Raw genomic sequence first — 21,784 nt, 5'->3', positions numbered from 1 at the left:
TTTAGGTTTGGTGCTGGGGCTGTTCTTGACGCGGGCGCCGGTTCAGCTGGCGGCCGCGATGCACCTCGCGCTCGGACAGGGGGACCATATAGTCACACTGTGGAGTCCAGCACAGTCAGACTGTCGAGTCAAGCTGATTTGGTTAAATCTGTTACCAAATTTGATCCGAAGAAGCATGGACGGCGGCATACCGCAGATGAACTGCTGGATGGGGCGCTGGCCACGGTCGCGAGGGTGGGTTTCCGGGCGGTGACGATGAGCCAGATCGCCCAGGGGTCGGGCACTACCAAGCAGACGCTTTATGCCCATTTTGGGACCAAGGACGCACTGTTGGCTCAACTCTTCGATCGTGAATACGCGCGGGTCTGGGCGGCAGTGGAATCCGCAGTGGACAGCACACCCTACGACCCGGATGACGCTACCGCGTTCATTCGTAAACGCATCGGGCCCATCTATGCCTATGTTGCGGAACATCCGTACATACTGCGATTGCTGTTGGACCCGAACAGGCCTAACAGTCAGCGGGGCGGACAGTCGATCGTCAATGAGACGATTCGCATCGGCCTCCTTGAGATGGCCTCGCAGCTGCCGGTGCTCGATGAGGTCGCTGGAATTGTCGCGATGACGAGTGTGTCCATGGTGGCCGCGGCCGTATCGGCCAACATGAAGGCGGTGCTGGATACCGGGGCAGACTCGGCCATGGCGGCCGAGCTGACGTCGGTGTTCGTGGGGGCGGGCGTCAGTGCCGCGCACGCGCTGATCTGCAGCTGGGGAATGGGCGGTAGCTAGGTCGACTTCGGCCTGGCGCCAGCGCGCCCGCGTGCCGCCGAACTGGTCTGATCCTGCTGCAGGATCGCTGAATCAACGAGGCTGCTGATGATCTCGTCGGTGCTGAAATCGCTGAGCCAGAGAGTGGGTGTGTCGCTGCGATGCAACATGGCGACGCCATGCAGCGCCACCGAGAATGCCGCGGCGATCTTGCCTGATGCCGCGCCCTGCGGTCCCTGCTCGGCACGGCATGCGAGCAGGGCGCGAGTCACGATTTCAAGCGCTTGCCTGGCGGCCGCCGGGATCCCAGCGGACTGAGTCATCAGGGCGTACCGCATCGGATATCGCTGTGCGAAGGACACATACGCCTGGCATCCCAGCACGAGGCGATTGCGGGGAGTGTCGCCCGTGCTGCTGTGCGCGGTGATCTCATCACACACCTGTGCCCAGCTCGACTCGGCGACCGCGTCGAGAACATCGTCGCGGTCATCGAAATGCGAGTAGACAGAGGGCGCGGCGATCCCGGCGGCGCGGGCAATGCTGCGCAGCGAGACCTCGCCCTCTGTCTGCGCGTCGTCGATGACCCGAGTGGCGGCGGACAAGATCTCGTTACGCAAGAGCGCACCCTGACCTCGCGAATTGCGCTGGCGGGCTTGCTGAACCATATCCATATGTTAACACCCGTAAAGTTATCTTTCTTCGTTCGTGTGGGCCCGACGGTGTTCGCGCATGGCGGTTTTCGCTCCTGTTTCTCGTCGAGACGCAACGTGACCTACTCCACTTTACAGTTGTAAGCTTATGCCCGTAAGGTCAACCCTCATGGTGTCGGCTGAAGATCGAAAAGCGCATGGACGCAGTGTGATTTGCGCAGAGCCCCGCTGCGGGAGCGTGCTGTGACGAGGCTATTGAGCGCACTGCGGCGAATGTGGATTGTGCTGGTGATCGTCGCGGTAGCTGGGGTCGGCGGGCTGGTAATCCACCGCTTCCACGGCAAGTTCGGGTCCGGCCTACGCGTGAATGGCGAGGTTCGCGGAGAGAACATCGTGTCGACTGTCCCCAAGTACGTGACCTACGAGATTTATGGCCCGGCCGATGCTTCGGGGCTGATCAGCTATATCGATGAGCGTGCCGAGTCTCGGGAGGCGCGTTTCACGGCATTGCCGTGGACGCGCACGCTCACCACCACCGTTCCCAGTGTTTTCGCGAACATCATTGCGCAGGGCGATGGTTCGGCACTGGGATGCCGCATTACCGTCAACGGTGAGCTGCGTGACGAACAAATGGCTGGTGGTTACGGTGCGTCGACATCATGCCTGGTCAAAGCGGCATGAGCGGCACCCATGGGCACCTGCGGAGGCCACGCTATGCGCGGTGGGTGCGCATACTGTCCGTGCCGGTCATCCTGTTCTGGTTGGCGGCAGCGGCAGCCACAAACCTGCTGGTGCCGAAGTTGGAGATTGTCGGCAAGAACAACGCCGTGTCACTGTCGCCGCAAGACGCGCCGTCGGTGATCGCGATGAAACACATCGGCGAGAAGTTCGGCGAATTCAGCTCTGACAGCGTGTTGATGGTCGTGCTGGAGGGCGATGGTCCGCTCGGCGACATGGCTCACCGTTACTACGGCGAACTGGTGCAGCGACTCGAGCGTGACACCGAGCATGTCGAACACGTGCAGGACTTCTGGGGTGACCGGATCACCTCTGCGGGTTCTCAGAGCGAGGACGGCAAGGCGGCTTACGTGCAGGTGCACCTGGCGGGAAACCAGGGCTCTACCCGGGGGGTGGAATCTGTTGACGCCGTGCGTCACATCGTTGAGGAATCGAATCCACCCGCCGGTATCAGGGCCCATGTGACCGGTCAGGCGGCGTTGGTCGCCGATACCAACGAGGCCGGGGACAAGAGCATGACCAAGATGACGCTGGTGACCCTGGTGGTGATCGCGATCATGCTCTTGGTGGTCTATCGGTCCGTTGTCTCTACCGTCATCGCATTGGTTGTGGTTCTTACCGAGATGAGTCTGGCGCGCGGGCTCATCGCGGTACTCGGGTCGGTGCATGCCTTCGGACTGTCCACCTTCGTCGTCAGCATCCTTACCGCGCTGGCCATCGCCGCCGGTACGGATTACTGGATTTTCCTGGTGGGCCGCTATCACGAGGCGCGCAATGGGGGGGAGGACCGAGAGACCGCCTACTACACAACACTATCCAGTGTCACCCACGTCATCCTCGGCTCTGGGTTGACGATTGCCGGTGCGATGATGTGTTTGCATTTCACCCGGCTGAACTACTTCAACACGCTGGCCATTCCCTGCACGCTGGGGATGGTGGCCATTCTTGCCATGGCGCTGTCCTTCGCGCCGGCGGTGCTTGTCGTCAGCAGCAGGTTTGGGCTCTTGGACCCCAAGCGGGAAAACAAGACTCGGGGTTGGCGCAAGCTCGGGGCGGCCATCGTCCGGTGGCCGTTACCCATTCTGGCCTCTGCCACGGCAGTGGCACTTGTGGGTGTGCTCGCCCTGCCGGGCTATCGGACCAACTACGACAACCGTCACTATCTACCGGCCGATGTCCCCGCCAATGTGGGTTACGCGGCGGCCGAAGAACATTTCACCTCGGCCAGAATGAATCCCGACATGCTCATGGTCGAATCCGATCACGACTTGCGAAACCCTCGAGACATGCTGGTACTCGACAGAATCGCCAAGAACGTCTTCCGGGTCCCGGGAATTGCCCGGGTGCAGAGCATCACCCGGCCGCTCGGGCCGCCGATGGAGCACGGGTCGGTGCCATTTCAGATGAGCGTGCAAGGCGTATCCATGCGGGAAAACTTGCAATTCATGCGGGCACGACTCGATGACACCCTGAAGATGGCCGACCACCTGACGTCCATTATCGCGATCATGGAGCGGCTCCATGATCTGACGGTTCAATTGTCCGATACCACCCGCGGTGCGGCGGGTGCCACGCGTGACATGCAAACCACCATGTCCGAACTTCGGGACCAGATCGCGGACTTCGATGACTTCTTCAGGCCATTGCGTAACTACTTCTATTGGGAAAAGCACTGTTTCGACATCCCGGCGTGCTGGTCCATGCGATCGATATTCGGTGCGCTTGATGGATTCGACAAGTTGTCGGACAACACCCGGGCGCTGGCCGACCAGATGGACAAGCTCGGGGTGTTGACGCCGCAGATCGCCGCGCAGATACCGCCGATGATCGCCATCTCTACCGAGGTGCGGGACCTGATCCTGACGCTGCACAGCACCTTCGGCGAGATGCTGACCCAGATAACGCAATTGACTGACACATCCGCTGTCATGGGACAGACATTCGACGACGCCAAGAACGATGACATGTTCTATCTGCCCCCGGAGGCATTCAACAGTCCGGACTTTCAGCGTGGCATGCAGCTGATGCTTTCGCCGGATGGGAAGGCCGCGCGCATCATCATCACCCACGACGTGGATCCAGCTACGCTGGAAGGTATTTCACATGTGAGCGCAGAGCTGGAAGCCGCCAAGGAAGCAGTGAAGGGAACTCCGCTGGCCAGTGCGAAGTTCTATTTGGGTGGCACCGCGGCCACCTACAAGGACATACAAGAAGGGGCGCATTACGACCTGTTCATTGCGGCGCTCGCCGCGATCATCTTGATCTTCATCGTGATGTTGTTGATCACCCGGGCTTTTGTTGCTTCTCTGGTGATCGTGGGCACCGTGGTGCTGTCGTTGGCCGCCTCATTCGGTCTCTCTGTCCTTATCTGGCAATACATCTTGGGCATCGAGCTGCAGTGGCTGGTGATCGCGATGTCTGTGATCGTGCTACTGGCAGTGGGATCCGACTACAACTTGCTGGTGGTTTCCCGGATGAAGGAGGAGATCGGCGGCGGGTTGAAGACCGGACTCATCCGTGCCATGGGCGCCACCGGCGGCGTGGTGACCGCGGCGGGAATGGTCTTCGCGTTCACGATGATCTCGATGATCGCCAGCGACCTGCGCTCTGTCGGGCAGATCGGCACCACCATCGGCCTCGGACTGCTGTTCGATACCTTTGTAGTCCGCTCGCTGATCACACCGTCCGTCGCGGCGCTGCTCGGCCGGTGGTTCTGGTGGCCGCTGAAGGTCAGGAGCAGGCCCGCTCCTCACGATCCTGTTACCGCGCCCATGCCCGCGCTCGTAGGTCAATGACTCGAAAGGAATGATCATGACCGAAATCACCACTCTCGAAAGTCCTTTCGCCACGTTGACGGCCCTACATGACGATGGGTCGGGCAACCATGTCGCCGTCATCGATCCCATCTGGACCATCGGGCCGAAGGTCCACGGCGGCTGCATGATGGCGGTATGTGCGGCCGCGGCGCGGCGCACCATGGTGAACATGGGAGCATCGGTGGCACTGCAACCCGTCGCGGTAAGCGCCAACTATCTGCGCGCTCCCGACCCTGGGGAGGTGCGACTCATCACGGCGGTGCGCAAGACGGGTACCCAGGTATGCCAGGTGGATGTGCAGCTGGAGCAGGAGGGCCGGGTCGCGGTATCGGCGGCGGTCACCCTCGGCGTGCTCGATGCCGCAGATCCGATCCATCAAGAACCCCACGCCCTGGCTGGCATGCCGGTAGAGCCTGTCGCGGAAGCGATTCGGGTGACCGCCGATCATCCGATGGGACAGGTGGTGCACGTGGCCCAGGGCTGCGATCTGCGGGTAGACCCCGATACGGCGCTGTTCCTGAAGGGGCAGACGGGTGCCCCGGTCAACCGGATGTGGTTGCGTCCCTTTGAAACAGACGAGTCCGATCCGGACACCTCGCTGCTTTTCGCGCTGATGGCCGGTGATATCAGCGCGCCGGTGACGATGAACCGCGGAATGTTCGGCTGGGCTCCGACCGTACAGCTCACCACGTACGTGCGGCGGCGGCCCGCGCCAGGATGGTTGCGGGTCATGGCACACGCGACAGTCCTGGGTCCCACCTGGTTCGAAGAAGACCACCTCATCGTGGACTCTGGGGGTCACGTGGTGGTGCAGAGCCGTCAACTGGCGATGATCCCACGACCTGCCTAGAACGCGTTGGTGATGAGCAGGCATGCCGTGGTGCCCACGACGATGCTCAGCACCGCATTGCGCCTCCACAGATGGACGCCAACGGTCACCGCCGCGCCGATGACCGGTCCGGCGCCGTGCGCCGGACCGGTAAAGTTGATTGTCGAGAGGCAATACACCGTGAGGATTGCGGTGGCGCCGACCGGCATCCAGCGACCTAGATTGACGGCCAGCTCGTTGTTCTTGATCGCGTGTCGCGCGGCGAACGGTAGCGCGCGCAATGCGAACGTGATTACCACCGCAGAGGCCAAAGCCGCCGTGATGTAGCCGAATTCAGGCATGCGAGGTCTGCCCCTGGCGGGCGCGGGTCAGGTAGTGCCGCGCGATGAGGGCAATGCTGTAGGCGCACATCGCCACGAGCACCAACGCGCCGGGTACGAGCGCCAGCGCCACCAGGGCGGACGAGACGGCAAGCGCCGCGCCCCGGAAGTCGGGGCGGGAACGGTACGTGTCGATGGTGAGTACCAAGAACATCGCGATGAGCACGAAATCAAGTCCTTTGAGCCCGCTCAGGAATGAGGCTCCGGCAAGGGCGCCAACCGTTGCGCCCGCCACCCAGGAAAGGTGCAGGCCGCACTGCGTCCACAGGATCCGGCGCGTGTTCAAGTCTTCGGGGTCCACGGCGGTGATCAAGGCATACGCCTCGTCGCAGAGAGCGAACATGCTGTACGCCTTGCCGGGTCGGCTGCGGACGCGATCAAGAGGAAACGACAGTCCGTAGAACAGATGACGCGAGTTGACGAGGAATGTGGTCACGGCGATCGCGGGAACTGAGGCGCCGGCGGACAGCATGCCGATCAAGATGAATTCCACCGATCCCGCGAACAGGATGCCGGAGATGATCGGCGCCAGCCACCAGGGGAGGCCGTGGGAGGTGACGACCACACCCAAGCCGATGCCAAGGGCAAATATTCCTGCCCACACCATGCCCGCGTGAAAGGCCGCTTTGGCCAGTTCATCTCGGTGCCGGGGCGTCGGCGACAGTACCTCCTGGATCATGCGGCAATCATAGAATGGAAGGTGCGCACTATGCTTGTTGATATTGCCGAACATTGTGACAGTAGGGCAATATAGATGCATGGATAAGCTAGATCGCGCAATAATTGATCAGCTTCAGGGGCATGGGCGGCTCACGAATCAGGAGCTGGCGGACAGGGTGGGCCTTACTCCGGCCCCCTGCCTGCGACGGGTGCGGCGGCTGGAAGCCGAGGGAATCATTACCGGCTATACCGCTCTGGTGAATCCGGCGGCTCTTGGCCGCGACTTCGAGGTGATCATCTATGCCGATCTCGTGGCCAAAGACCTTGCCACGGTGGCGTCTTTCGAGGAGCGCGTGGTCGCCATGGAAGAGGTGGCCGAGCTCAGGCGCATGTTCGGCATACCGGACTACTTCATCCGGGTGCAGACGGCCGATCTCGCCGCCTATGAGCAGTGGTTGAGTATCAAGCTCATGGGCGACCCGGCCATCGCTCGTGTCGACTCGCGGCTCACCATGAAGCTGCTCAAGTCGCGCCGCTGAACCACCGCTTCTTGCTACCGCACGAGGCCGTGCGCGCGTAGATCGCCGATGTACTTGGCGATCAACGCGCGATCAATCTGCGGAATATCGGCACTTTCGCCGCCGATTTTGTTTTCCTGCACGGCTTTCCGGAATACATGGTTAGGCGTGGCGGCGGCGCGGCGCGGATCGCCGGGCACGCGGTACGCATCCAGAAGAGGCAGCACCGAGGCGCGCCGGAGCTCGTCGGGCAGGCCGCGCAGTGCGATCTCGAATCGTGACAGCCACTCGTCGTAGCTGTCGATGATGTCGATGGAGTGCCCGTCTTCGATGAGCCAGTCGACGAAGGTGTCCACCGAAATGCCGTCATCGTGCGGGTTCATGACGTCATACGAGCGGAATCCCTCGGTAGCCGAAAGGCCGAGGCTGGTAATGGCCTCGGTAACGAAATCTACTGGTAGCCCTTCGTAGTGGGCGCGCGGACGGATACCGTCGTCTTCGCCCCGGTAGAAGCTTCGCGGCGCGATACCGGTGAGGACCAGGCTCAGCAGCATGCGGGTGAACGCGTCGGTGACATTGAGCTGTCCGGTGTACCGGCGGTGCGTCAGGATCATGTCGGACCGAAACACGCTGACCGGCAGGCCACTCAGGTCGTGCGCCTCTCGCAGCAGCACCTCGCCGGCCCACTTGCTGTTGGCGTACCCGTTGGCGTAACCCGGACCGATGTGCCGGGTGGGGCTCACCGTGCGGATATCGCCGTCCTCGTCGAAGTCGGGGACGGTCATGGCCACGGCCATCGTGGACAGGTAGGTCACCGGCTTCATCCGGGTGGTCAAGGCCAAACGGACAACCTCGGCTGTGCCAACGACATTGGGGCCGAAAAGCTGGTTGTACGGCAGTACGTGGTTCACCAGTGCGGCCGGATGGACTATCTTGTCGACGTCACGGGCGAGCTGTGCCCAGACCGTGTCGGCCAACCCGAAACGGGGCTGGGCGATATCGGCGGCGATCACCCGCAGATGCCGTCGAGCGAGCGTGCGGAACTCATCGAGTAGTGCGCGGTCGGTTTCGCCGTATGCGGCCTCAAGACGAGCCAGTGCCTCATCGTCGTCGGCGCCGCGGACCAGGCAGATCAGCTGTCGATCCGTCTGCGCCATGCGTTGCAGCCATTCCAGGCAGAGGAATCTGCCGAGGTATCCGTTGGCGCCGGTGAGTAGCACGGTGTTGACGGCACCTGAAGGTGCATCCAGTTGCGTTGCGTTACGGAGCGTTTCGGCGTCGAGGAACTTGTCGAGTGCCAGCTCGTCCGCACGGATCACACCGATGTTTGGCCCGTGCACACTGGCCGCGGTGGCGGGGGCAGCTCGTTCGCTCTGCTCTATGTAGGCGGCCAGCTTGCGCAGATCGGCGGCGGGACCGGTGATCACGCCGACCGGAACTTCGACGTCGAAGAGGTCCCGCAGTAGATTGGAAAACGTCAGCGCGGACAGCGAATCTCCGCCGAGATCGAGGAAGTGATGGTCCGGGCGGACCGCGTCCGCCGACATGCCCAGCAGTGCCTGCGCGGCCTCGGTCACGGTATCGATGACGGGACGCTGCCGCGCCGTGTCGCGCAGTTGTCGGAGTTCTTGGACACGGGCCTCGGCGAGGTCGATGTACAGCTGTTCGAGCCGTTGCCCGTAGTGCTCAATCATCTTGGGCCGTATGGGCTTACCAACCGCAGCGAGCATCCCGCTCTCGATGGTGAACGGCGCCGCCTCGATGATGAAGTCGGCGGGTAGCTCATAGGAATGCAGGTGATTGGCGCGTGCCGTCCGCTGTAGCGACTCCCGGATCGAGTTCTTCAACTCGACGGGATCGGGGTGCACTCGCAGGGCCTCTTCGGTGGGCACCACGACAGCGAGTAGATACGCACGTTCGCTGTTGCCGTACACGAAGATCTGGCGCACCAACGGCGCACCCACATATACCGTCTCCAGGTTGGCCACGGCGACGAACTCGCCCTGAGCGAGCTTGATGACGTTGTTGCGCCTGTCCAGGTACACCAGCTGATCTGGCGCGATTTCCGCCATCACGTCGCCGGTGCGGTAGTAGCCGTCGGAGTCGAACACCTCGGCGGTCACGTCGGGACGTTTGTAGTACCCAGGCGTCGCGGTGGCACTCTTGACCAGCAATTCGCCACGCGGATGGGGTTTATCGGTGGTGTAGTACCCGAGCTCGGGAACGTCGACAAGCTTGTAGTCGAGCACCGGCGGGCGGGAGATTTTGCCATCGCGGAACACGCCGCCGACCTCGGTCAGGCCGTAGAGATCAAGGAGGTGGAAGTCCAGCGAGGACTCCAGGAATGTTTTCATCTCGGGCGACAGCGGCGCTGTGGCGAGCATGCCCGCTACCACGCGCCCACCCAGCACATCTTCGCGCAGTTCGGTTTTGGCCAATCGGTCGGCGGTGTCGGCGTCGGCTCCTTCGGCCATCAGCGCGTCCATCCGCGTCTGATGGTGCTGGAAAAGCATGTCGACCACGCGGGGGACCACGCCCATGTGGGTGGGGCGCGCCAACTGCCAATCCTCGAAAAGCGTGGACAGATCGCTCTCCGGAACGAAGTAACAGGTGCCGCCGGGAATGAAGGCTGTCAGCAGGCCCACCCGGCCTGCCAGATGGTTCAGCGGCAGGAAGTTCACATTGATGATCGGGGTATCCCGGTTGGGCGCGGCGCCCGAGGACCAGAAGCGAGTCACCGTCCACTCGGTGAACATTGCGCCCTTGGGCGCGCCGGTGCTGCCGGAGGTGTACATGATCAGGGCAGTGCGCTGGTCGTCTCCGTCGGTGTACAGCACCGGTTCGGGTAGATCTCGTCCGGTGGCGATCACGTCTGCGAGCGGCTCGACGACCACTTCCATACCCGCCGACTTCAGGCGTTCGGTTGCCGTGGTGAGCTTTTCGCGATGATCATCGGTCTCGGCGCGGTAATCGAAGACCACCAACCGGCGCAGTTCGGTAAGCCCGATAGCAGCTTCGACCGCGAGATCCAGACAGTTGGCGCTCGCCGCGATCAGCCGGGGATTGGTCTCCTCCAGCATCATGCGCAGTTGGGCCGCAGATGTGTTGTGCTGCAGTGGAATCGATACCGACCCGTTCATCAGGGCGGCTAGATCGAGAGTGACGTACTCGGGGCTGGAGAAGCCGATGGTGGCGACGAAGTCGCCCGCGCCGATGGGTACGGTGCCATGCTGCCATTCGGCCAGCAGAGCAGAGATGTTGGCGAGGAGCTGCCCGTAGGTGATGGTTTCGAACGCGGGGAGCAGCCGGTCGACGGTGCGGCCAGTTTCGGCATCGATGACCGATTCGCGGGACCGGAAACCCATCACCGGCCGGTCCGCGTAGCCGCTGAGCAGGGCGTGGAGAACCTGAGACAGGCGCAGGCCGGGCACCAGCAGTGAGTCCATCACCTCCGGATCGGGCATGGCGGCCCGGAACTGGGGATCGGACTCGAACAGTTTGGCAACGCGAGCCGCCGCACCAGCCGTCATCTGCGGCTCACTTTCTGTTGCTCGGGGATAGCTGGTTTACCGGTCCGGCAGGGGGCGCTCGACGATAACGCTGCGGCCCAGGGGTTCTCGTTCGCGCCGTTTGGCCGCCAGGTACACCTGTGCGGTTTCATCGGCGACGGTGGCCCAGTCGAAGTCCGCGGTGAGCCGGGCGCGCGCCGCCACAGCGCGCTCGGCGGCGGCGGCGGGATCGTCGAGTGTGCGACTGACCGCGTCGGCGATACCCGCCACATCGCGTGGCGTAAAGGACAATCCGGTCTCCCCGTCGATGACGGCTTCGCCAAGGCCACCAACGGTTGAGGTCACCAGGGGAGTGCCCGCGGCGGCGGCTTCCAGCGCCACAATCCCGAATGGCTCGTAGTGGCTGGGCAGCAGGATGGCATCGGCGTGATGCAACCAGTGCAGCAGTCCTTCATGGTCCAGATTGCCCAGGAACTGCACAGATTTGACGACCTTGTACTTGCGTGCCTGTTCCAGCAGCCAATCTTGTTGGGTGCCGTCGCCGGCCACCGCGAGCACGGTTCCGGGGTGCGCGCGGCGGATCTTGGGCAGTGCCGCGATGGCGTCGTGGATGCCCTTCTCATACTCGAGGCGCCCCACGAAGAGCAGCACCGGGGGAGTACCGTCCGCGGGCAGCCGGGGAGCGAAGACCCAACGGGTGACGTCGATTCCGTTACGGATCACGTGAACCTGCGGCAGCTCGGGTCCGAACAGCTCGGTCACTTCGTCGAGCATCGAGGCCGAGCAGGTGATCAGGGAATCGGATTCGCGGGCCAGCCACCACTCCACCGAATGAACCTGCCTGCTGATGCGGCCGGACACCCATCCGCTGTGACGGCCGGCCTCGGTGGCGTGCAGCGTGGATACCAGCGGCACATCGAAATGCTCGGCCAGCGCGATCGCCGGATGGGCCACCAACCAGTCGTGGGCATGCACCACGTCAGGGCGCCAGTCGCCGGACCCCTTGAGACCCAAGGCCAATCCTGCCCGGACCATGGCGTGCCCCATCGCGAGCGTCCAGGCCATCATGTCGGTGCCGAAGTCGAAGTCATGAGGATCTTCGGCGGCGGCAACCACCCGGACACCCTCGGAGATCTCGTCGGATGTCGGATGACTCGCCGGGTCGGTTCCCGACGGGCGCCGGGTAAGCACCACCACATCGTGCCCGGCGGCAGCCAGCTCGGTGGACAGGTGATGCACGTGCCGGCCCAGCCCGCCGATGACCACGGGCGGGTACTCCCAGGAGACCATCAAGATTCTCATCGGGGCAGCCTCCGGGCATCAAGCGCGCCGAACAATCCGTCGGCGCGATTCCAACCGTCCGCCAACCGAGTTGCCGCGTCGTGGCGTCCGCTGGCCAGGGCTGCGGCAATCTCTCGGGTGGCGTGCGCGTGTAGGTGCGCGCGGTAGCGCGCGTAGTCGGCCGCAGAATCCTTGCTGACCATGAAGGGCCAGTCGCTGGACACCGTGAGCAGCGCTTCACGCAGGATCTGATCGGCCACTCGATTGCGGGTGTGCGGCGCGGGTTGTTCGCCCAGGGCCTTGTCGACCGCGGTGAGCGCGGTATCGACCACCTCGGTGTTCAACTGGACCAAGTCGGCGACCTTTTCGCCGTTCCACACATGCCAGTCCTTGCCGGATCCCCATGAGCTGGCGGGTAAGTCGAATGGCGCACCCACGTATCCCTGCTCGCGGGCCTGTTCCAGCGTGCCCACCTCGATACCGGCCTCGGGCAGCGCGCGCAGTACCCGTTCTAGCCAGGTAGGCCCTTCGTACCACCAGTGTCCGTAGAGCTCGGTATCGAAGGCGGCGATGACATGTGCGGGCCGCCCGATGCGGCCGGATTCGTCGACAAGCCGCTGGCGGACGGTGTCCACAAAATCGCGGACATGGACGTCGATCGCGGCGTTCGCGCGCTCTGGGTCGTACGGCGCCTTGGCTTCCGAGGGCACATTGCGCCCGGTGACACGGGCCGGCTTGAGGCCGGTGTCATGGTCATAGGTGTGGAAGTCGCGGTACGCGGCATGGCCCGGGTATCCCGACTTCGGGGACCACACGCGGTAACTCACCGTCAGGTCGCGGCCAAACGCAACCACGTCAGAGTCGCCCACCGGGCGGCCCAGGGATGTATCTCCTTGCAGGGATGGGCCATCCACCATGAAGTGTCTGACGCCCGCCGCCGCGTAGCCTTCCTCCATGCCCGGGGCGTAGGCGCATTCCGGTGCCCAGATACCGGTGGGCGCGTGTCCGAAACGCTGTGCGGCATCGGCCAATCCCTCACGCAGCGCGAACTCGCGTAGGCGAGGGTGCAGCAGCGGCTGGAATGGATGCGCCAGTGGGCCACCCAGCAGCTCGATGGCTCTGGCGTCGATGAGACTGCGCAGCGGGCCGCTGCCGCCGTGACGCCAGTACAGATCGAACTCGTTGAGGGCGTCTGTGGCGGTCTGATGCTCGCGAACACCAAACGCCCGCAACATTTCCGGGCTTGAAGCGGTGCCCGGCTCCGCGTCGGTTTTGCGGATGGTCGAGGCCTCGAACGCGCGCAGCTGCCAGTTGGCCAGCCAGCTGTGTAGCCCGGTCAGGCAGTGCGGATCGTCCAGCTGAGCTGCCACCACCGGAGTGATGCCCAGCGTGATCAGGTTCTCCCGGCCCTCGGCCGCCAGGGTGCGCAGCACCTTGAACAGCGGCAAGTACGCCGCCGACCAAGACTGATACAGCCATTCCTCGCCGACCGGCCAGCGCCCGTGGTTGGCAAGCCACGGCAGGTGCGTATGCAGCACCATGGTGAAAAGGCCCGGAACGGGCTTCTTGGATGGCGTCACGGAATCACCGCAATGGCAACCAGATCCAAACTCTTATCGATATCGCGTGCGGCGGCGTCGACGATCTCGAAATCCCCGGTGGTCAGACCCGTGATGTCGGCCAGCAGGTCCTGCGGCCATGGCGCGCCCGCGACGGCGCGCTCGATTTGTGCGTCGATGATCGAACCGCCGTATTTGGCGTCCAGTTCGCGCAACCGCGGGCCGTGAAAAACTCCGTTCATCGACTCCAATGAGAACCCGTTCTCCTCAAGGAGTTCGGTGAGTTCGGCGCCGTTGAGCTCGCGCGTGTGGAAAGGGTTCAGCGGGGTGTCGCGGCCGGGGGAGAAGGTGATGCGATTCGGCGTGCTGATCAGAAGCGATCCGCCGGGCCGCAGGACGCGGGCGCATTCGCGGATGAACTGCCCCTGATCCCATAGGTGCTCGATCACCTGGAAGTTCACCACCACGTCCACCGAACCGTCGGCGAGTGGCAGATCCGCCAGGTTTCCGGCCCGCATGTCCACCCGCGGGTAGCGGGCCTTGACGTGCGCGATCGCCGACTCGTCGTAGTCGAGCCCGATGACGTGCTCGGCCACTTGCGCCAACATGTCGGCGCCGTAGCCCTCACCGCTACCGGCTTCCAGCACCTTGCCGCCCGCACAGCGTCCGCGCAGGCGCTCGTAGACGACCTCGTGGCGGCGGAACCAGTAGTTCTCTTCGGCGATGCCGGGCACGGTCCGCTCCCCGGTCAGCGCCAGGGTGGCGTCCGGGTCTTCGGCTGATGGGCCGCTTGCGCGAAGAGGATCAGCCGGGTGCGGGTCGGTCAGGTGCGAGTTCATCGTTAGGCAGGCTATCGGGTGAACGCCGTGTCTTAATACTGGTGGCCCAGATCACAGGCCGGAAACCAGGGGTGAACCGGCTATGGTGTACGGGCGAACTCCGTATGTTACCCGTGAGTAATGAGATCAGCCGGATGAGTCACGAAAATGTGACAGTGCGACCGGCGGGCGTGGGTGCGCATGGAAGCAGAGAGCAGATGGCCAGCACAACGCTGGCAGACAGCGAAGAGGAAGGACGATCGGAGACTCATGACGAATATCGCGGTCCTGATCAAGCAGGTCCCGGACACCTGGTCGGAGCGCAAGCTCACCGACGGTGACTTCACGCTCGACCGGGAAGCCGCCGACGCGGTGCTGGACGAGATCAACGAGCGTGCCGTTGAAGAAGCGCTGCTCATCAAGGAGCGCGAGGGCGGTGACTCGGTCGTGACCGTGGTCTCGGCCGGACCGGAGAAGGCCACCGAGGCCATCCGCAAGGCGCTGTCCATGGGTGCCGACAAGGCAGTTCACCTGCTCGACCCGGGTCTGCACGGATCCGACGCCATCCAGACGGGCTGGGCTCTGGCCCGCGCGCTGGGGCAGGTCGAGGGTGTCGAGCTCGTCATCGCCGGTAACGAGGCCACCGACGGCCGCTCGGGCGCGATCCCCGCGATCATCGCTGAGTACCTCGGTCTGCCGCAGCTGACGCACCTGCGCAAGCTGACCGTCGAGGGTGGCGTCGTCAAGGGTGAGCGTGAGACCGACGAGGGCGTGTTCGAGGTCGAGGCGACTCTGCCGGCCATCGTCAGCGTCACCGAGAAGATCAACGAGCCTCGCTTCCCCTCCTTCAAGGGCATCATGGCCGCCAAGAAGAAGGAAGTTGCCGTGCTGACCCTCGCCGAGATCGGCGTGGAGGCCGACGAAGTGGGTGTCTCGAACGCCGGTTCCACCGTGCTGTCCTCCACCCCCAAGGCCGCCAAGACCGCGGGCGAGAAGATCACCGACGAGGGCGAGGGCGGCACCAAGGTCGCCGAGTTCCTGGTCGCCCAAAAGATCATCTAAGACCCCCTAAATACAGAAACGAGAAAGCAAAGTTATGGCTGAAGTACTTGTGCTCGTTGAGCATTCAGAGGGTGCGCTGAAGAAGGTCAGCGCCGAGCTGATCACCGCCGCACGCGTCCTGGGTGAGCCCTCGGCCGTCGTCGCCGGGCCCGCAGGCACCGCCGCGCCGCTGATCGATGGCCTCAAGGAAGCCGGCGCCGCGAAGATCTATGTCGCCGAGTCCGATGTCGTCGACAGCTACCTGGTGACCCCGAAGGTGGACATCCTGGCCGCCCTGGCCGAGACCGCCAGCCCGGCCGGCATCCTGATCGCCGCCACCACCGAGGGCAAGGAGGTGGCCGGACGTCTGGCCGCACGCCTGGGATCGGGTCTGCTGACCGACGTGATCGAGGTCCGCGAGGGTGGCAAGGCTCTGCACTCGATCTTCGGTGGTGCGTTCACCGTTGAGGCGCAGGCGAATGGGGACGCCCCGGTCATCACCGTGCGTCCGGGTGCCGTGGAGGCCGCGCCGGCCGCCGGTGCGGGCGAGCAGGTCACCGTCGAGGTGCCCGCGCCCGCCGAGAACGCCACCAAGGTCACCTCGCGCCAGCCGGTGGTCGGTGGCGACCGTCCGGAGCTCACCGAGGCCACCATCGTCGTCTCGGGTGGTCGTGGTGTCGGTAGCGCCGAGAAGTTCAGCGTTGTCGAGGACCTCGCCGATTCGCTCGGTGCCGCCGTGGGTGCCTCGCGCGCCGCGGTCGACTCGGGCTACTACCCGGGCCAGTTCCAGGTGGGTCAGACGGGTAAGACCGTGTCGCCGCAGCTGTACATCGCACTGGGCATCTCCGGCGCCATCCAGCACCGGGCCGGTATGCAGACCTCGAAGACCATCGTCGCGGTCAACAAGGACGAGGAAGCCCCCATTTTCGAGATCGCCGACTTCGGCGTGGTGGGCGACCTGTTCAATGTCGCGCCGCAGCTCACCGACGCAGTGAAGGCCCGCAAGGGCTAAATCGGTTCCGCGGAGCCTGAACGTACGCCATTGGGCTATCCAGCGCCTCGACCACCGCGTCGAGTGCCCTGGATAGCCCTTTCGGCGTCTATGGGGTGATCCCGGTGTGCAGTCCTAGCGATCGCCGCGCAGCTGTCTGCGCGAGGTGATGCCGCGCTTGGTGAATACCTTCCGCAGATGCCATTCGACGGTGTGCGAGCTGATGAACAGCTGCGCGGCGATCTCCTGATTGGTCAACCCCTGGCCGGCCATGCGGGCGATTTGGGCTTCTTGCGCGGTGAGCGCCTCCTGCGGACTGGCGGAACGTTTTCGGACTTTCGCGCCCGTGGCGCGCAGCTCGCGCTCCGCCCGCTCGGCGAAGGCCGCCGCGCCCATGCCCAGGAAACTCGCGTGTGCCACCTTGAGTTCCGTACGGGCGTCCGATCGTCGATTGCACCGGCGCAACCACTCGCCATATATCAGGTGCGCACGGGCAAGGTGCACGGAAATTCTTGTGCGGGTGAGATGTTGGATTGCCTCGCGGTAGTGGTTCTCCGGGTCCTCGTCGATGGCGAGTAGCGCGCGAGAGCGCGCCACCATGCCGTGGGACCAATGGGTTTCTCCGGCCCGCGCGCGCTCTTCGAGTTGGTCCAGCGCCTTTGTCGCAGTGTCGTGCTCGCCGCAGCGGACAGCCGACTCGATCAGTTCGACAAGGCACCAGCTGTACATCCCGAGATCTTCGTGTTCGCAAGCTCTTCGCGCCGCGTGAAAAGCCAGCTCATATCGGCCCAGACTGTTGTTGAGCACACCAGCCGCGTAGCCCATCGCACCGAGTAGCCTGCCCTCGCCCCTGGCCGCGCCGTCGCGCATAGCGTCATCCATCAGCCGAATCGCATCAGGCTCGGTGCCGCGCCAAGCCGCCAGAACCAGGGAGTGGTACCTGATCGGTGCGTGGCCTGTGGCGGCCGAGATGGCGTCTGCCTCGTGGACCAGTTCCGCCGCGGCGTCCAGTTCGCCGGCGTGGATGTGCATGCCCGCGCGGTAGATGAGTGCTGCCGGCAGCAGCGATAGCGCACCGACTTCTCGGGCCACGTGCACCGCGCGAGTCGCGAGGTGATGCCACATGTCGTCATCCCATATCTCATGTGTGGCCGATTCCAGTGCGATCGGGAAGGCCTGCTGCATCCAGTCGGTGTTCCGGGGACGGTCGGCTTCCTGGCTGATAAGGGTGAGGGCATCGCGCAGCGCCTGTGCACTGGCCGTGGCGCCGTGGGTGATTCGCTTCGCCAGTCCGTCGAGCAGAAGGTCCGAGGGCCGTTCCGGCCGCGATCCTGCGGGGGCAAGGCGGGCGGGCTCGGCGATCTCCAGGGCCCCGCCTCGTGGACACAGCCGGCCGCCGTACATGGCAGCTCCGACCGCATCCAGATAGGTCTCCCGGGCCAGGTTGTCGTCCAGGTTTTCCAGCCCCCTGGCAGCGTCCAGCAGGCCGATCGCGGCTTCGGACACCGTCGTGGAACCGTAAGCGCCCACCCGGCTTTCCACAAAGGCGATCTTTGCGCGCAACCGTGCGGCCCGGGCGCGCGCCAGTGGATCGAGCGGAGCCATGTCCGCAACGCCGAGGAGCTCACGGGCGGAATCGAAGGCTGCTGCGTCGTATTTGGATTGGGCCGCGGCCAGCGCTCGTAAGCCTCGTGCGGCCGGCTCCGCGGTGAGCTCGGTCGCGCGTTGCAGAAAGGCGGCAGCGGCCAGGACGCCGCCCCTGGCCTGGGCGCGGCTCGCCGACTGTTCCAGTTCGGCGGCGATGGTCTCATCGGTGCCCGCGGCCGCATGGGCGCGGTGCCATGCTCGGCGATCGGGATCGGTTGACGGATCGGTAGCGTCGGCCAGCACAGCGTGGATTCGTCTGCGCTCCAGTGGGTTTGCGCTTATGTAGATGGCCGACCGTACCAGCGGATGGCGGAACTGGACTCGGGTGCCTAACTCCACGAGGTCGGCGGCTTCCGCAGGTGCAATCGCGTCCATCGGTATTCCGAGGTGCTCGGCCGCGCGCGCCAGTAGCGCGACATCGCCAAGCGGATCGGTTGCCGCGGTGAGCATTAGCGTTTGTGTTTGAGTCGGGAGTTGCTGGACTCGCCGCAGGAACGTCTGCTCGATCCGCCCGGTCAGGCGACCGCTATCGGGCCACCCGAAACCACCGGCAAGCTCCTCGGCGGTCAGATCCCTGGGCAGTTCCAGCAGGGCCAGCGGGTTGCCCTGGGTCTCGGCGACAATGCGGTCGCGCACCCGTGCATCGAGGAGTCCGGGAATCGCGGAATCCAACAGCGCGCCGGCATCGGCGGCGCGCAGTCCGCGCACGGTGAACTCGGGCAGCCCGGTAAGTTCGTCGGCGGACTCGCCGCGCACCGCGAAGAGCACGGCGACCGGCTCACCGCCCAGGCGCCGGGTGACAAACGCGAGGGTCTGTAGGGAGACCCGGTCGAGCCATTGCGCGTCATCGATCACGCACAGCACCGGTTGGTGTTCGGCGGCCGCGGCCAACAGGCTCAATACCGCCAGCCCGCTGAGGAAGCGGTCCGGAGGTGGACCGCTGGTGGTTCCCAATGCGATATCGAGCGCCTCGCGCTGTGGGCCGGGTAACGCATCGAGATACTTCGAAAAGGGGGCGCAGAACTGCTGTAGTCCCGCGAAGGGCAGTTCCATTTCCGATTCGACGCCAGACGCGCGGGCAAGGAGAAGTCCTGACGCTTTACCGAGGGCATACCTCAGCAGCGCCGTCTTGCCGACACCCGCTTCGCCCCGCAGCACGAGAACCTGGCTGGGCCCGGAACGGGCATCGGTCAGCAAGCGGTCCAGGGCCGCGCATTCTTGAGTTCGACCGCACAAGTGCGATCCCGGATAGCTGTTGATTACCTGCTCCGCCGAAATTGATGAGTAGGGCCGAAGTTTACCGACTGGTTTTCCCGGCTGAACGACTACGGACTTTCCAGGGTTCGAGCCCGGTGTCGACCTGCGAGCGTTACTCGGGTAACCAGAAAGGTAATCGCACAATGAAAATCACAGTTGTTGGTGCTACCGGCCAGATCGGATCGCGGGTGGTCTCGCTGCTCACCGCCGATGGCCATGAGGTCGTCGCGGCGTCGTTGTCTTCGGGCGCGAATGTATTGACCGGCGAGGGTTTGGTGGATGCGCTGACCGGATCGAATGTGGTCATCGACGTTGTCAATTCTCCGTCGTTCGATGACGGCCCGGTTATGGACTTCTTCACCGCCTCCGCACGCAATCTCGTTGACGCCGCCAAGACGAATGGCGTTGGGCACTATGTCGCGCTGTCGATCGTCGGGGCCGATGGTCTGCCCGACAGCGGCTATATGCGTGCCAAAGTGGCTCAGGAGCAGATCATCGTCGAATCTGGCCTGCCCTACACGATCGTGCGCGCCACCCAGTTTCAGGAATTCGCAGAGGCCATCACGGACACCCTCGTCGTCGGGGATGAGATTCGGGTGCCCGACGCCAGGATTCAGCTGATAGCTGTCGACGACGTCTCGGCGCAGGTTGCTCATGCGGCGGAGGCGCAGCCGCGCAACGGCATCATCAATATCGGTGGGCCCGAGAAGTTTTCGTTTGCTGATATGGCGCAGGCAGTTCTTGCCGCCCGTGGTGACGAGAGGCCGGTTGTGGTGGATGCCGGTGCCACCTACTTCGGTACTCCCGTGGACGACTACAGCCTGGTCACCGGTGAGGACGGCGTGTTGGCGCCGACCCGGTTCGCCGATTGGATGGCTCGCCGGTGATCGCGAACGACCCGATGAGTGCGCTGACGGTGTTGCAATCCGTGACACCGCCGGTGCTCCCGTCCGATGCCCACGTGATGACGGTGCAGATCGAGTGGCCGGCGGGTAGTTCGGGCACCCCACCGCATCGTCATCCGGGTGGGCCCGCCTTCGGTTACGTGGTGGAGGGGGAGATGCTCTTCGAGCTCGAAGGTGAAGCCCCGCGCGTGGTGAAGGCCGGCGAGGCGTTCTGGGAGCCCGGTGGCGACGTCATCCACTACTCGGATGCCAACAACCGTCCCGACGCGGTGCTGCGCTTCGTGGTCACCATGATGTGCAAGCCCGGCGCGCCGATGTTGGTGCTGGTAGACGAGGAGGAACTGCGACAGCGAGCTGATCGGCGAGTGCCTGCGTAGCATCTGTCGGCGGCGAGTGTTAGCGCCCTGTTTGCTTTGCCGATTCACTTCCGCAAGGACACATTTGGCGTACTGAACGCCGCAATTAACTGATCGTGCATGGACACGACACGCTTCTGATGCCGTTCCGCCGCATAGCTCGGCGAATCTCGCAGTCATGAGTACCGCGTCAGTTCTCATCGCCGCAGATCAGTCCATGCCAGAGGTAGCGGGGGTGAACGGGGAGGCTCCGCTGGGTCCCCGTTACACCCTGCTGCTGTCGAATGACCCCGCCGATATTGATGCCGTGCAACGGCTTCGATACGACGTGTTCAGCAGCGAGCCCGGCTTCCAGCTCGCCAGCACCCCAGAGGCCTTCGAGGGGCGAGACGCCGATCGTTTCGACGAGCACTGCGATCACCTGTTGGTGCGTGAGGACACCTCGGGTGATGTGGTCGGCTGCTATCGGATGCTCCCTCCGCCCGGGGCGATCGCGGCCGGAGGACTTTACAGCGCAACAGAATTCGACATCAGTGGACTCGATTCGCTGCGTCCTCAGCTGGTGGAAATGGGCCGCGCCGTGGTGCGCGGCGATCACCGTAACGGCGCGGTGGTCTTGTTGATGTGGGCAGGAATCCTGGCTTATCTGGATCGCTGCGACTACACCTACGTCACCGGATGTGTATCGGTCCCCATGCAGGACAGCCCCGAACAAGCGCCCGGCAGCCAGGTGCGTGCCGTGCGTGACTTCGTGATGAAGCGCCATGCCGCGGCACCCGAGTACACGGTGCGGCCCTACAACCCGGTCGTTGTCGACGGGATGGGCCTGGACGACATCGTCCCGCCCGCCAAGGTGCAGGTCCCCGCGCTCATGCGGGGATACCTGCGACTCGGAGCCAAGGTGCTCGGAGAGCCCGCGCACGACCCCGATTTCGGGGTGGCCGATTTCATGGCGCTGCTCAACAAGAACGAAGCCGATGTGCGCTATCTGAAACGGCTGAGATCGGTTGGGGCAGCCTCAGAAATCGGCGCTACGTCGGTGTCGCCGGAATCGGAATAGC

The 21,784-nt window shown here is 64.1% G+C and carries 18 protein-coding genes; 10 read left to right on the top strand and 8 right to left on the bottom strand.

The window, feature by feature from the left end; genetic code table 11:
* Window positions 1–99 precede the first annotated feature (99 nt).
* A complete protein-coding gene (locus ABG82_RS17815) occupies window positions 100–789 on the top strand; it encodes a TetR/AcrR family transcriptional regulator (protein WP_054431172.1) in 690 nt (229 codons plus the stop codon).
* Here the strand turns inward: ABG82_RS17815 and ABG82_RS17810 are convergent.
* Window positions 786–1,433 (bottom strand): TetR/AcrR family transcriptional regulator, encoded by a 648-nt coding sequence (locus ABG82_RS17810; RefSeq protein ID WP_052511054.1) that lies wholly within the window; start codon window positions 1,431–1,433, stop codon window positions 786–788. The two genes, ABG82_RS17815 and ABG82_RS17810, sit on opposite strands and share 4 nt — an antisense overlap.
* Before the next feature lie 228 nt (window positions 1,434–1,661).
* Here ABG82_RS17810 and ABG82_RS17805 point away from each other — a divergent pair, with 228 nt between their 5' ends.
* Genes ABG82_RS17805 through ABG82_RS17795 form a run of 3 tightly spaced genes read left to right on the top strand, consistent with a single transcriptional unit; the run spans window position 1,662 to window position 5,822 of the window.
* Complete coding sequence (locus ABG82_RS17805) at window positions 1,662–2,099, top strand: MmpS family transport accessory protein (protein WP_052511048.1); 438 nt, start codon at window positions 1,662–1,664, stop codon at window positions 2,097–2,099.
* Window positions 2,096–4,951: an MMPL/RND family transporter gene (locus ABG82_RS17800; protein WP_043078668.1), complete on the top strand. Its 2,856-nt coding sequence runs from the start codon at window positions 2,096–2,098 to the stop codon at window positions 4,949–4,951. Before ABG82_RS17805 ends, ABG82_RS17800 begins: the two co-directional genes overlap by 4 nt.
* Window positions 4,952–4,967: 16 nt before the next feature.
* Window positions 4,968–5,822, top strand: coding sequence for a thioesterase family protein (locus tag ABG82_RS17795; protein WP_043078728.1), 855 nt, complete (start codon window positions 4,968–4,970; stop codon window positions 5,820–5,822).
* Here the strand turns inward: ABG82_RS17795 and ABG82_RS17790 are convergent.
* On the bottom strand, window positions 5,819–6,142 hold the full coding sequence (locus ABG82_RS17790; protein WP_043078667.1) for a branched-chain amino acid transporter permease: 324 nt from the start codon (window positions 6,140–6,142) through the stop codon (window positions 5,819–5,821). The genes ABG82_RS17795 and ABG82_RS17790 overlap by 4 nt on opposite strands.
* Complete coding sequence (locus ABG82_RS17785; RefSeq protein WP_043078727.1) at window positions 6,135–6,860, bottom strand: AzlC family ABC transporter permease; 726 nt, start codon at window positions 6,858–6,860, stop codon at window positions 6,135–6,137. Before ABG82_RS17785 ends, ABG82_RS17790 begins: the two co-directional genes overlap by 8 nt.
* 79 nt (window positions 6,861–6,939) lie before the next feature.
* Here ABG82_RS17785 and ABG82_RS17780 point away from each other — a divergent pair, with 79 nt between their 5' ends.
* Entirely contained in the window at window positions 6,940–7,380 is a 441-nt protein-coding gene (locus ABG82_RS17780; protein ID WP_043078666.1) for an Lrp/AsnC family transcriptional regulator, read from the top strand.
* 14 nt (window positions 7,381–7,394) lie between these two features.
* On the opposite strand, the gene car is transcribed toward ABG82_RS17780, so the two are convergent.
* From car to ABG82_RS17760, 4 genes are read right to left on the bottom strand one after another with little or no spacing between them, the layout of a single operon-like run.
* The gene (car, locus tag ABG82_RS17775; protein ID WP_043078665.1) at window positions 7,395–10,889 is read right to left on the bottom strand and encodes a carboxylic acid reductase; all 3,495 of its coding nucleotides are present in this window, start codon (window positions 10,887–10,889) and stop codon (window positions 7,395–7,397) included.
* A gap of 36 nt (window positions 10,890–10,925) precedes the next feature.
* A complete protein-coding gene (locus ABG82_RS17770; protein ID WP_043078664.1) occupies window positions 10,926–12,170 on the bottom strand; it encodes a glycosyltransferase family 4 protein in 1,245 nt (414 codons plus the stop codon).
* Window positions 12,167–13,729: a 1,4-alpha-glucan branching protein domain-containing protein gene (locus tag ABG82_RS17765; RefSeq protein WP_043078663.1), complete on the bottom strand. Its 1,563-nt coding sequence runs from the start codon at window positions 13,727–13,729 to the stop codon at window positions 12,167–12,169. Before ABG82_RS17765 ends, ABG82_RS17770 begins: the two co-directional genes overlap by 4 nt.
* On the bottom strand, window positions 13,726–14,547 hold the full coding sequence (locus ABG82_RS17760) for a class I SAM-dependent methyltransferase (protein WP_052511047.1): 822 nt from the start codon (window positions 14,545–14,547) through the stop codon (window positions 13,726–13,728). The genes ABG82_RS17765 and ABG82_RS17760 overlap by 4 nt, the downstream gene beginning before the upstream one ends.
* Window positions 14,548–14,796: 249 nt before the next feature.
* On the opposite strand from ABG82_RS17760, the gene ABG82_RS17755 reads away from it, so the two are divergent.
* Window positions 14,797–15,588 (top strand): electron transfer flavoprotein subunit beta/FixA family protein, encoded by a 792-nt coding sequence (locus tag ABG82_RS17755; protein ID WP_043078662.1) that lies wholly within the window; start codon window positions 14,797–14,799, stop codon window positions 15,586–15,588.
* Window positions 15,589–15,622: 34 nt separating this feature from the next.
* Window positions 15,623–16,579, top strand: coding sequence for an electron transfer flavoprotein subunit alpha/FixB family protein (locus tag ABG82_RS17750; protein ID WP_043078661.1), 957 nt, complete (start codon window positions 15,623–15,625; stop codon window positions 16,577–16,579).
* Between the two features lie 114 nt (window positions 16,580–16,693).
* On the opposite strand, the gene ABG82_RS17745 is transcribed toward ABG82_RS17750, so the two are convergent.
* The gene (locus ABG82_RS17745) at window positions 16,694–19,399 is read right to left on the bottom strand and encodes a helix-turn-helix transcriptional regulator (protein ID WP_234708047.1); all 2,706 of its coding nucleotides are present in this window, start codon (window positions 19,397–19,399) and stop codon (window positions 16,694–16,696) included.
* A 206-nt stretch (window positions 19,400–19,605) separates the two neighbouring features.
* Here ABG82_RS17745 and ABG82_RS17740 point away from each other — a divergent pair, with 206 nt between their 5' ends.
* From ABG82_RS17740 to ABG82_RS17730, 3 genes are all read left to right on the top strand, one after another.
* The gene (locus tag ABG82_RS17740) at window positions 19,606–20,349 is read left to right on the top strand and encodes an SDR family oxidoreductase (protein WP_043078660.1); all 744 of its coding nucleotides are present in this window, start codon (window positions 19,606–19,608) and stop codon (window positions 20,347–20,349) included.
* Between the two features lie 14 nt (window positions 20,350–20,363).
* Window positions 20,364–20,744 carry a cupin domain-containing protein gene (locus ABG82_RS17735; protein ID WP_043078724.1) on the top strand — a complete coding sequence of 127 codons (381 nt, stop codon included), beginning with the start codon at window positions 20,364–20,366 and terminating at the stop codon, window positions 20,742–20,744.
* Window positions 20,745–20,901: 157 nt separating this feature from the next.
* Complete coding sequence (locus ABG82_RS17730) at window positions 20,902–21,783, top strand: GNAT family N-acetyltransferase (RefSeq protein WP_043078659.1); 882 nt, start codon at window positions 20,902–20,904, stop codon at window positions 21,781–21,783.
* The last annotated feature ends 1 nt before the right edge of the window (window position 21,784 follow it).

This window comes from Mycobacteroides immunogenum (genome assembly GCF_001605725.1).
GTDB lineage: Bacteria > Actinomycetota > Actinomycetes > Mycobacteriales > Mycobacteriaceae > Mycobacterium > Mycobacterium immunogenum.
This window is presented reverse-complemented; position numbering and strand designations above follow the sequence as displayed.